The organism is Mesorhizobium sp. M2A.F.Ca.ET.042.01.1.1 (genome assembly GCF_003997405.1).
Lineage (GTDB): Bacteria > Pseudomonadota > Alphaproteobacteria > Rhizobiales > Rhizobiaceae > Mesorhizobium.
The window spans coordinates 62,368-73,854 of sequence record NZ_RZRX01000004.1 but is presented as its reverse complement, the minus strand read 5'-3'; the positions used below and the strand labels follow the sequence as shown (position 1 = coordinate 73,854).

At 59.5% G+C, this 11,487-nt stretch carries 9 protein-coding genes and 2 pseudogenes; 7 read left to right on the top strand and 4 right to left on the bottom strand.

Annotated features, from left to right (window positions below; all coding sequences use genetic code 11):
* Together EOA23_RS01475 and EOA23_RS01470 are read left to right on the top strand one after the other, a co-directional pair.
* Positions 1–885, top strand: an 885-nt coding sequence (locus EOA23_RS01475) for an ATP-grasp domain-containing protein (RefSeq protein WP_127302631.1), incomplete at its 5' end; no start/stop codon positions are given.
* A gap of 134 nt (positions 886–1,019) precedes the next feature.
* Complete coding sequence (locus EOA23_RS01470; protein WP_245473947.1) at positions 1,020–2,471, top strand: aspartate aminotransferase family protein; 1,452 nt, start codon at positions 1,020–1,022, stop codon at positions 2,469–2,471.
* Positions 2,472–2,588: 117 nt separating this feature from the next.
* On the opposite strand, the gene EOA23_RS37030 is transcribed toward EOA23_RS01470, so the two are convergent.
* Complete coding sequence (locus tag EOA23_RS37030; RefSeq protein ID WP_348526696.1) at positions 2,589–2,939, bottom strand: hypothetical protein; 351 nt, start codon at positions 2,937–2,939, stop codon at positions 2,589–2,591.
* Here EOA23_RS37030 and EOA23_RS37025 point away from each other — a divergent pair.
* The 5 genes and pseudogenes from EOA23_RS37025 (at position 2,860) to EOA23_RS01445 (ending at position 6,696) form a co-directional block, all read left to right on the top strand.
* A complete protein-coding gene (locus EOA23_RS37025; protein ID WP_348627502.1) occupies positions 2,860–3,255 on the top strand; it encodes a thiamine pyrophosphate-dependent enzyme in 396 nt (131 codons plus the stop codon). The genes EOA23_RS37030 and EOA23_RS37025 overlap by 80 nt on opposite strands.
* Positions 3,255–4,040 carry a 3-oxoacyl-ACP reductase FabG gene (fabG, locus tag EOA23_RS01460; protein ID WP_126080649.1) on the top strand — a complete coding sequence of 262 codons (786 nt, stop codon included), beginning with the start codon at positions 3,255–3,257 and terminating at the stop codon, positions 4,038–4,040. Before EOA23_RS37025 ends, fabG begins: the two co-directional genes overlap by 1 nt.
* A gap of 344 nt (positions 4,041–4,384) precedes the next feature.
* A pseudogene (locus tag EOA23_RS37020) lies at positions 4,385–4,567 on the top strand (transposase); the annotation flags it as partial.
* Positions 4,568–4,614: 47 nt separating this feature from the next.
* Entirely contained in the window at positions 4,615–4,929 is a 315-nt protein-coding gene (locus tag EOA23_RS36260; RefSeq protein ID WP_348627501.1) for a tyrosine-type recombinase/integrase, read from the top strand.
* Between the two features lie 595 nt (positions 4,930–5,524).
* Positions 5,525–6,696, top strand: a pseudogene (locus EOA23_RS01445) (IS5 family transposase).
* A gap of 36 nt (positions 6,697–6,732) precedes the next feature.
* On the opposite strand, the gene EOA23_RS01440 reads toward EOA23_RS01445, so the two are convergent.
* The 3 genes from EOA23_RS01440 to ectB form a co-directional block, all read right to left on the bottom strand.
* The gene (locus EOA23_RS01440) at positions 6,733–8,004 is read right to left on the bottom strand and encodes an aminotransferase class I/II-fold pyridoxal phosphate-dependent enzyme (protein ID WP_126080648.1); all 1,272 of its coding nucleotides are present in this window, start codon (positions 8,002–8,004) and stop codon (positions 6,733–6,735) included.
* Positions 8,005–8,528: 524 nt separating this feature from the next.
* Positions 8,529–9,368 (bottom strand): hypothetical protein, encoded by an 840-nt coding sequence (locus EOA23_RS01435; protein WP_126080647.1) that lies wholly within the window; start codon positions 9,366–9,368, stop codon positions 8,529–8,531.
* Positions 9,361–10,617, bottom strand: a complete 1,257-nt coding sequence (gene ectB / locus EOA23_RS01430) for a diaminobutyrate--2-oxoglutarate transaminase (protein WP_126080646.1) — start codon at positions 10,615–10,617, stop codon at positions 9,361–9,363. Before ectB ends, EOA23_RS01435 begins: the two co-directional genes overlap by 8 nt.
* Positions 10,618–11,487: the final 870 nt, after the last annotated feature.

Here is an 11,487-nt window from a genome sequence, read left to right as displayed (position 1 = left end):
AAATTTACTCAACGTCAGCTCCTCGCGGAGGCCGGCATTCCAATACCTGCTTATCGCTTAGCAGCGAATGCAGCGGAGGTTGAAATCTCTGCCGCCGAGATCGGCCTGCCGGTGATTCTGAAGCCAGCCATAGGCAGCGGCAGCATCGGTGTGCGATTATGCAGCACCGTCGATGAGTTAGCCGAACATACCACCTACCTATTGGGTGGGAAGCACATTTGGCGATCTTCGCCGAGGATACTTGTTGAAGAATACGCGAATGGTCCGCATTATATCGCTCAGATAATGGGAAATGAGGTCGTTGCGATTGCCGCCGCTGACTACGGCCCCCCACCGCATTTCGTCTTTCATAGCGGCACCCAGCCAGCCTCGCTGACAGATGACGAGCACGAGCGAATCGCCGACGTTTCGCTGAGCTGCTTGCGAATTCTCGGCCTTGGCTGGGGTCCCACGAATGTTGAACTCCGGTGGACGAAGCTTGGCCCTGTCGTCATTGAAGTGAATCCGCGACTTTTGGGCGGGACGGGTTCTCAATTGGTTCGGCTGGCTTATGGAGTCGATCTTATCACCGAACACATCAAGCTTGCCGTCGGCCACGAATGGGATTTGCGCAGAAGGCATTCACACATTGTGGCCGTCCGGGTCCTAATTCCTGACCGTGATGGCATCGTCGATTGGATCCATGGCGGCAGTCAGGCTGCTGCTGTACCGGGTGTCGCAGAGGTGCAATTTTGTGTCGAGCCCAATACCCCTATCGTGAGGAAAGGCGACTATCGAGATCGCATGGGACATGTCATAGCCGCTTCACCCGACCGTGTCCGGACCGAGGCGATAATTCAGCGTGCGGTGAACTTAATCAGTTGGTCGATCTCTCCATTTCCGTGAACAAAGACAATCATCAGCCCCTCAAGTCGCCGCACCAGGGGAAGCTATTGAAGAGGAAACTTGTAGTGCAAAATCAAGTGCGGTCGTCGCAAAGTGAATGATACCTAATTTTGTTTCTGGGAACCTCTAGGCAATTGAACTTATCTGCGGTGGACAATTGTCTTCTGATTTTTTGCGGCGGCTATGTCGCGCGAGTAATTCCCAGGCCACAGCAAGAGGATAGCCGCGGTGTTAGAGCAACCAGCCCTGCCCCCCCTCCGCTCGTCGGACCCCGTTCTGCCGAGACTTTCGGCCGGGCGCGCAGGGTTTTCCCGGACGGCACCACGCGGATCACTATCGAGCGCGATCCCATTCCCCGCTACATGCATCACGGAGAGAGTGCGTTTCTTGTCGACGTTGATGGCCGTCGTCTCCTAGACCTCAACGGCAACTTCACGACCCTCATCCATGGCCACGCCTTCCCGCCCGTGATCGAGGCCGTGACGCAGCAGCTCAGAAGCGGATGCTGCTTCGCCAACCCGACCGAGATTGAAATCGATCTTGCTGAGCTTCTCTGCGCCCGAATTCCGCATCTTGACCGCATCCGCTTCGTCAATACCGGTACCGAGGCGGTCATGTTTGCGATTAAGGCGGCGCGGGCGTTCACGGGACGTCCCGCCATTGCCAAGATCGAGGGAGCCTATCACGGCGCCTACGACTGGGTCGAGGTCAGCCAGGCTGCAACGCCTCAAACGTGGGGCGATCCCGAACATCCCGCGCCCACTCTTTCTTATCGCGGCATGCCGCCAGCTGTGCTCGATGACGTTGTGATTTTGCGCTTCAACAACGCCGAGGGCGCGCGCCGGCTGATCACGGAACATGCAGGGCGTCTCGCAGCCGTCCTCGTTGATCCCATGCCGAGCCGCAGTGGGCTCATTTCGCCCACGCCGGATTTCGTATCCGCCATCCAAGAGACGGCCCGTCGTCACGGTATCCTTGTTATCAGCGACGAGGTTCTCAACCTCCGACAGGGTTACGAAGGCGCCTCTGCGCTCTATGGGCTCGCCCCCGATCTCTTCGCGCTCGGCAAGATCATTGGCGGCGGGCTCCCCATCGGCGCGATCGGAGGCCGCAGCGAGGTGATGGCAGTCTTCGAGGCCGCATCAGGCGGTCCTGCTCTGCCGCAGGGCGGCACCTTTTCAGCCAATCCGCTCTCGATGGCAGCAGGACTCGCCGCGATGGAAGCCCTCGACCGCGCTGCCTTCGATTACCTCGAGCGGCTGGGGGACAAACTGCGAAACGGGCTCGAACGCATCATCGCGCGGCACGGCGCCCCTTTCAGCGTCACTGGAGCCACTTCCCTCTTTCGCCTTCACCCGCGGCGCAAGCCGCCGCGAGAGTTCCGAGAAAGTTTCCTTACCCTACAGGAGGTGGCCGTGATGACGGAATTAACTCGCTTCTTCGCCACGGAAGGCATCATTCTGCCCAAAGCGGCCGCCGCTTGCCTCTCAACACCGATGGGGGAGGATGAGATCGCCTTCGTCGCAAATGCTTTCGACCGCTTCCTAATTCAGCGCGCGGCGCTCCTCGACACTATCACGGGTTAGATCATGGAAGAAACCGTCGCACAGGCGATCGCGCGTGCGTTGAAGCCCTTGTTTGGCCAGAGCCTGCCGTCTGCCGTCCTCCTCGCCTGCGGTACGATTGGCATCCCGCCAGCTCGCCTACCGGCAGGAGAAGATGGGGGGCGCCATGGCAGACGACTTTGAACGCGTCTTAAGCAGGATTGCAGTGGTTACCACCCAAAACGGGCCGCCCGCGGCCATCCTCGTGCCATCACTTCCGGAGGCTTTCAAGGCGAGCCTGTCGGAACGCGCACCAACCAGAATGGAACAGACAGTTGGCGCCAGATCACGCCTGGCGCGTGCAACATCCATATCGGCGTCGATCCAACCGAGGTCGGTTGCACCTACGAGGCGCTGTGCCTCGTGGTCCATGCTGCGGTCACGATCAACGCTCTTTGTCAAATCCTCCAACACATCGACCTGTGGCGCCGCCGCGCCGATGGTACGCAACTGCGTGTCCGTCGTCGTAATCGTGCTAAAGAATGGCGTGCTCGGCTTCCAAAGGCATGCCGAAGCAATGCCGTTAGGACCCTGTACGAGCGCCTGCCATTTCGCTCCAGTCGACCACGCAGCAATCGCCCGGGCGTGCGGTTGCGGCGCGACCGTCGTCAGGGTACCGGACGACATAGGGCCTGCTCTCGAGGCGCTCGCCTCTGAAAGGCCGTGGCTAGTCAAGGTCGTCGCCGCCCCCAACGCCCATCCTGCTCTTTCCCTTTTCGGCGGCGCGGTTGACCAGAACGTCGTGCGCGACGTGGGTTCCGTTTGATGACGACAGAAAACACCAAATCAATGGGCGTTGCGGTCGTCACCGGCGGGGCAACCGGGATCGGGTTTGCGACCGTCGCGCATCTAATCGACGCTGGCTGGCGCGTCGCTTTCTTCAGCCAGACGAGAGAGCGGGTGGAGGCTGCCGCTGTCGATCTACGCGCCCGTTTTCCAGCTTGGAATATCCACGCCGACACGGTCGACCTCCGTGACGAACGCGGCGTCTGCCGGTTCTTCGCCAATGTCCGCGAGCGGTGGGGAACGGTATCCGCGCTTGTCTGCAATGCTGGCTACTCGCCGAAAGGTCCAAACGATCAGCGTGTCGCTCTCGGCCATATGCCGCTTGCCAAATGGGATGATGTTATCCGGGTGAACCTCACGGGCGCCTTCCTCTGTTGCCGCGAGGTGTTGCCCGGTATGGCGGAAGCCCGGCAAGGCCGTATCGTCCTGATCAGTTCACTCGCGGCGCGTACGCAGCCGAAGATCGCCGGAGCGAGCTACGTTGCCTCGAAGAGCGCGCTTGCAGGGCTCGCCCGGTCGATCATGAGCGAATACGCCGGGCTTGGTATCACGGTGAACACGATCTGCCCTGGCCGTGTCTTAAGCAATATGACGGGACCGCCCGAGAGGCCCGGAAACCGCGCTGCACTCGCGCGGATCCCGATCGGCCGGCTCGGCAGGCCCGAAGACATCAGCCGCGTCATTAAGTTTCTTGTTCGCTCGGATTCCGACTTCATTAACGGCGCCATCATCGATGTCAACGGCGGTGAGTTCGCCCCCTCTTAATCTGTCGGCCGGCGGCACAAACCATTCAGTGACGAAGGACGCGGCGCCGGCCACTCCCGCACATTCTGCGCATGCGCGAACTTACGGACCTGCTGCACTAGGGGCCATGGCGAACGCCTGGAACAGGCTGCCTTCGGACAGGGCCGTGGTCAAGCCAAGCGAGCCCTGGCATCACGCGCACGGCGGCGACTTCTCACATCCGAAGGCCACCATGACAGGATCTCGGCCGCGTCGTTCCAAGGACGCCTCATTGGCGGGAGGTGGTGGCCGATAGCGACAGCGGATGCTCGACAGCAGCGAGGACGTGCTCAGCCGTCAACGCCTCGAGGTTTTGGCTTCAGGCGATGCTTCTGGCCGCGCGTGCGGAGAATGAGAGGCTCCGCCAAATCATCAAGGAGTTGCAGCGCTATCGCTTCGGGCCAAGGGCGGAGGGCCTGCCCGAGGACCAGTTGCTTCTGGGCCTGGATGGCCAGCAGGTAGAGGCGGAGGGCTTCGCCGGCACCGAAGCCGCGGACCCATCAAAGCGGTTTGGCGCATTTGCCGCCGCGTCTTCATGGGATGACCTTCGGCGACAATCGATGCGATCGGCGCAACGACGCCCGTCGACATCCGCGATCGAGCCCTGCTGCTACTCGCCACGACGGGCATTCGCAACGGTGAGCTACGCGCCATTCAGCTGCAGGATATCGACTGGCGTGCTGGCGAGGTATCGGTCCGGCGCACCAAGGGCAAGCGGGATCGGGTGGCGCCGCCGCTCGAGGAGACCGGCGCCGCGCTCGCCGACTACGTCCTGCGCGCTCGACCGAAGGTGGATAGTCCGTATCTGTTCCTGTCCTTCACGCCGCCCGTGGCAGCATTCAAATGCGCGTTTGCGACATGGCGGGGTTGAACTCGGGCGAGTCGCAGGTGCGCATCTCCTGCGCCACAGTCTTGCTACCCAGCTCGTCAAGCAGTGAAGGCCGGTCAACGAGGTCGTCGATCTTCTAGGGCACCGAAGCATCAACACAACGCCATTGTACGTAAAGGTCGCCACCTCGCAGCTTGCCGAGGTCGCACTTGCGAACATTCGACCTGTCATGGCAGCTTACGATGGTGAGTGTGCCCGATCCGATACACGTTTTCCGTGCTCTTTGATTCGCCGAGAGCGATGCGGTCGTGAGCGGCAGCTCTTTTTGCGACAAGATGATCAAAGGCATGACGGCTCCGCAAGCAGCCCAGTCTCACGCCGGGCTTTGCGAAGTCGCAGCCTTCCTTTTTCAGCTCATGTTGACCAGTCCCGAGAGCGGGAAGTGTCGCATCCTTCGCATACTAAATGGTTTGCTACATATGGAGTGGCATGACGATTGTTCTAGAATTCAAATTGAATCGGCCCTTTGTACATAGTCTGCCTTCCTAGAATCAGACAAGTGGGCGGGGCGCTTCATAGACGCTGTAACCGAAACGTGATTCGCTCGGCCGGCGGCGGGCGAATCGAGGGACGGCGAATGTCGGGGCCACGCGAGAAGCGCGAGACGGGAGAGCAGGACCTGTTCCGCTCCAGGCTCGACCAGATCATCAGCATGAAGCACGAGCTGGTGCGGCTGGCGGATGCGATCGACTGCCCGATGCTGGAGGAGCGTTTTGGCGCGGTCTATTCGGACGGCCCCCGCATGCCGCCGCTGCCGACCCGGCTGATGGCGGGGCTGGCGATCCTCAAGCACACCTTCAACCTGTCCGACGAGGTGCTGTGCGAGCGCTGGGTGGAGAACCCCTATTTCCAGTATCTCACCGGGAGACGTTCTTTTGCCATACGCTGCCGTTCGACCGCTCGTTGATGACGCGTTGGCGCAGCCGCATGGGCGAGGAGCGGATCGTGGCGCTGTTGCAGGCGAGACTCAGCCTTGCGGTCAAGACCGGGGCGATGAAGCCGGCCGACACGCGCCAGGTGATCCCCGGATCAGTCCGAGGACCGACACCACCGTGCAGCCGAAGAACGTCATGTTCCCGACCGACGCCAAGCTCATCCACCGGGCGCGCGAGCGGCTGGTGCGGCTGGCCAAGAGGACGGGCCTCCATTTGCGCCAGAGCTATGTGCGGGTCGGCAAGCTGGCGCTGATCAGCCACCAGCGCTATGCCCACGCCAAGCAGTTCAAGCGGGCCAACAAGGCGCTGCGCAGGCTCAAGACTATGTCGGCCGGACCATTCGCGACATTGGTCGCCAGATCGCCGGCAATGCGGGGCTGGACGCGCTCTTCAAATGGCCGCTCTACCAGGCCGCCACCGTTCTCCAGCAACGTCAGCGCCAGCGCGTCCGCAAGATCTACTGCCTGCACGCGCACGAGGTGGAATGCATTGGCAAGGGAAGGCGCATATGCCCTACGAGTTCGGGGGGAAGGTGTCGGTGGCCACCACGCTGAAGCGTCCGGGCGGCCAGTTCGCCCTGCATGCAAAAAGCGCTGCCCGGCAATCCCTATGGCGGCCACACGCTCGCAAGCCCATAGAGCATCGGCCACATCAAGGCTGAGCACCGGATGAGCCGCAACTCCTCGCCGGCCAGCAGGGCGACGCCCTCAACGCCGCCGCCGGCTACAACTTCTCCCTCCTGCTCAACTGGTTCACAGGTTTTGTGGCTTCTCATCGCAGCCCAGTCAGCCGAGAGGACTCGAAGCCTGACTAATCTCGTTGTTCACGGACGACTGACAATTCTTGGTGTTCAGTGAGGCTCCTCTGTTGCGGTAAACACGGATTGTCCGTGGATCTGAATCTTATTACAGAGCCGCGCCAAGTCTGACAGATCGTGACTCGCTGTAAGACAGATGCGTATGCCCGCATGGCCCCGAGCGACCGTCGGAAAGAACGTGACGGAAGTGTAAAAGCCATCATCGAATAGGCGTGCTGCGAAATCAATAGCCGCAAATTCATCGCCCACATTAATCATGCGAATTGGCAGAGGAGCGCCTCGCTGATCTGTGTTGATGAGATCGTCGAACAGGGCGATGCGGTCGATCAATTGATCTCGGCGAACCCTGAGCTCGCTCGTGCGGTGGATTTTCGCCGAGGCCATAGCGGCACCGACAGCTGCAACGTTGGGCGAAGCCGAGAAGGCATGCGGAATGGAGTAGCAACGAAATAGCTCTTCTTGATATGCCGTTCCCAGCATGAGCATGCCGCCCGACGCGCCGAAGCCCTTGGCGAGGGACGCCGCGACGATCGTGCGCTCACCTAGCTCGTTGGGTAATTGCGAGCGCGCAAAACCTTCGCCACTTTCGCCAAATAGTGAAATTCCGTGTGCGTCGTCGATGTAAAGAAAAAGGCCATACTTTTCCTGCAACTCAAGAAGCCCTTCGATCGGCGCGAAGCCGCCCATCGAATAGACGCCATCGCAGACGTAAGCGACGATTGGATGCTTGCGGCAAAGCTGCTCCAAAGCATCGAGGTCATTGTGAGGAATTGTCTCGACTTGGGTCTCCTCGGCCACAACTGGCTTATGAAAGGCAAGCGAGGCATGTGCCAGACGGTCGAACACCATGACAGGTCTTTGACCTCCCGTTAAATGTCCGGAGGCGATGATTGGCAGTGCGCCCATGTTGGCAATCATAACCGTCGAGTAAGTAATAATCCGCGCCCCAAAGAGTTGGGAAAGCAATCCCTCAAGTTCACCAACGAGTCCGAAATTCAGGCGCGTGCGTGCACAAGACCAGTGGAGTGATCCGTATTCCTTTATCGCGGCAACCGCGCCTGCAACGATAGCTGGATGATTGTCCAAGCCGAGGTAGCAACAACGTACGTAGTCGGCCATGGTATCGCCTCGACGCTCGCCCTCCGTGATCATGACCGCCCTCCCCTCTAAAGACCGCCCGTAAACACCCATGAGACCACGTTGGTGAGCCCGTTCGAAATGCATTCGCGTCCGATCAATGACCGAAGCGGTGTTGCGGAAATGACTGGCGTTTGCAGCGCCCGCTGTGAATTCCACCGGAGACATTTGGACGTCCTTTCAAAAGTGCATATTTGCGGTAAATTGGCTCCCCAGTCTCACGTGATCCAAATTGCGAACCGCCGAATTCCGATGCGGCTGATGGCCGTCTGATATGATCCCGAAGACACCTTCAGTCTGTCGGATGAGGAGCTGGCGCGCCCTGGGTGGAGAGACCCGAATACCCAGTTCTGGGGTGAAGAGTTCTTCTGCCCTGAGTAGCCGGCGCATCCTGGCACAACGTGCCGCAAAGCCCAGGTTGGAGTTTTCAGCACTAGGTGGAACATGACACCGGAAATGAATCGCGAGACAAGGGAACCGCCACGCGGTCGAGCCCGTCATCGGCACAATCAAAGCTGAACACCGGAGGGGCGGCACCTGTATCGCCCACAATCAGGACGACGTCGGCGGCGCCTCCCTGGCCACCGCCGACTACTTCCCGCTCCTGCTAGACGGTTCAGGAGCTTTTGTGGCTTCTGTTCGCCGCGGCGCTCCCACTCAGGCCGATATGACCCGCGGTCGGGGACATCCACTCAGGTCCACCAGAGAACAAGATCTGGCCGCGCAAATCCGAAAAAGCAATTCAGCAGCACGCGACGCTTTCCGTTGCCTGATTGACCGGTAACCCCGTGAACGAAGCCGCCATCGATTAGGGCGATATCCCCAGTTTTGAGCTCGAACTCGCGGCAAGGGACGGCCTCCAGATAGGCTGCCGAATAGGGGTATCCAGTGGTCTCCACACCTTGCGATATCCGGTCCGCAACCGTCGGCTTGTGGCTCCAGAGCTTCAGATTGCCGCCTTCCTCAGGCATGCTGGGATAGAGGTTGAGCGCTGCGACCGTATTGTGCGCCACCGCAGAAAGCTCGTAATCATCGCCAGCACGTAAGACTTGAGCGACGTCGTCGTGGGGATCCAAGGAAAACGTGCCTGTGCCCGACCAACTGAGGCCGCGACAAACATTGGCCTGGCCGTGTTCGGAACGCGCTAGCCGCAATTCGATTCCCTGGTTGTGAAGCTCTCGCTTCAACGCCCCGAATACTGCTCGAACCGGGTCAACCAAATTCTTAAAAAGGGCATCGACGTACGGCCGCGCGTTTTCGGCGTCTGCGAAATAGGTGGCTGCATCCTTTCTGTAGTGAGATGCACCGACATATTGTCCGGGCACACCATCTTTACGCTCTCTGAGACCGGAGCTTCCAATAAAGTTCGTAGTGATCTCCTCTGCTACTTCGGTGCTGAAAGCTTGCTTGATGTGCAGAGCGGTGAGCTCACCTTTCAGGACCGAGATGATCTCCGCCGTGTTGATCGACCCGGTCCGTTCTTTGATCGAAACCGGCGAGATGGCTGGCACTTGAGATATCTGACTAGGCATTGTCTTGCTCCTGTAGTGCGTGTTCAAGGATGGTGATGCCACGATCGAGTTCGGCATCGGTGATGGTTATCGGCGGGAGGACTTTGATAACGTCGCGATTTGGCCCCGAGGATTCGATAAGAAGGCCATTTTCGAATGCGACATCGTGCACGCGGCCGACAACTGCCGGTGAACGGCATTTCAGGCCGGCCATCAGACCGCGGCCGCGCTTCTGTTCGATGTATCTTGGAAATTTCGCAACCAGGCGATCGAGGTGCGTTTGCAGCCTGACGGCTGTCCGCTCGACACCTGCAGTAAATTTCCTATCCGACCACATCTTGCACATGGCTCCTGCCGTCACGAAGGCGAAATTGTTTCCTCTGAAGGTCCCGCTATGTTCTCCGGGCTTCCATATATCCAAGTCGGGTCGAATCAGAACGATGGACAACGGACTACCTGAACCGCTAAGGGACTTAGAAAGACAAACAATATCCGGTTCGATTTTTGCAGACTCGAATGAGAAGAAGTCGCCAGTTCGGCCCGCACCTGCCTGGATGTCGTCGACGATAAAAACAATGCCATGCGTGCGGCAAATGCGCTGAATTTCCGTGAGCCACGCTGCGGATGCGGCGTTCATGCCGCCCTCTGCCTGGATGGTCTCCAGAATGATTGCGGCAGGCTTTTCTATGCCGCTCCCCGGGTCGCTCAAAACGCTGTCGATGTAACTGGCGGAATCGAAAGCTTGGCTCGGATAGCCGTCATAGGGAACACGGATCACATCGTGGCGAGCGACGCCTCCCAGTTCCCTGGTTGAGGCCGAGCCCGACACCGCTAGAGAGCCGAGCGACATGCCGTGGAACGCATTCGTAAAGGCCATGACGCTCGAGCGGCCGGTGTATTTTCGCGCCAGCGCCAGAGCCGCTTCGTTGGCGTTCGTGCCGGTCGGCCCAGGAAACTGAATCTTGTATGAAAGGCCTCTGGGTTTCAGGATCCAATCGACGAACCCTTCAATGAAGTCACGCTTTGCCGCCGTATGCATATCAAGCGACAGAAGAATGTTCTCACCGACGAGATATTCAATCGCCGGCGCCATAATATCCGGATTGTTGTGCCCGTAGTTGAGTGCGCCGGAACCCACCAGGAAATCGATAAAGGGCTTACCCGTCTCGTCCCAGATCGTCGCCCCAAGGGCCTTCGTAAAGACGGTGGGGAACGCCCGGCAATAACGACGAACGCTAGATTCATGAGCCGTGAAAGCGTCGGTGTCCATATTAAGTCCTCTGCACATAGTCGTCAAAGAAGAGAGCTGTTTAATGGCTAGTGGTTTGCGGCATATGTTCGTCGTTTAACATTGAAGCAGAATGCCGGAGGCAGCTTTGTTTGGTCTGGGTTTGGTCTGGTGGTGCCGGGATCCTCATTGAATATTGTTGGTTGCGTTGCCCTCCATTCGGATGTCTTCGGGGAATGTGCTGCAACAAGATGGCTTCTAAACCTTCCGCGAAAGCACCGATACTATGGCATCAGGTAGTTGACGTACCCACCCATCGCTGCCCATAGCGCCTCCGCACAAATGAATGGGTCCAAGGAGATCAGCAGGGTCGCGTCGCCAGAGGTTGTGTCGCTCGGCGGTAGCGAAGCCGCTCGCGAGCGCGCTCCTCGATGGCGCCGTAGCGAGCGAGCGGCTTCGCGGCGGTCATCAATATTCGCCGTTCAACCTCGGGCTGCGGACACCAACCTGATTCAAGAAACTATTTGATGACCGATGACACAGCGAAAGCCACGCTCTCTTTGAGAAGAATGCGGATTCCGATCTCTTGCGCGATAACTGGCCCGAGCCGCCGGATCAAAAGGGCGGGGCCGCCGTGGACCCCCTTGACGGAAAGCCCGTTCGTAGGCCAGGCGGAAGCAACCGGGAGACGCGCTGGCGAAGGGCCGCATCGGTTTCGAGAGCGTCAACTACCGCGACGGCAACCATCCCCGGCCGCAGCTGGGGCTGCTGCCTTCAGGCGAGTCGAACAGGAGATCGTCTGGGAGGCTGAAGGCGTTGACGAGGTGGGCCGTGAGTAAGTAATCAAGCGCTGATCGGGATCGACGAACGCTGTTTCCGTCCGACCGAGGTTGACCTGTGATCGGCGTTACC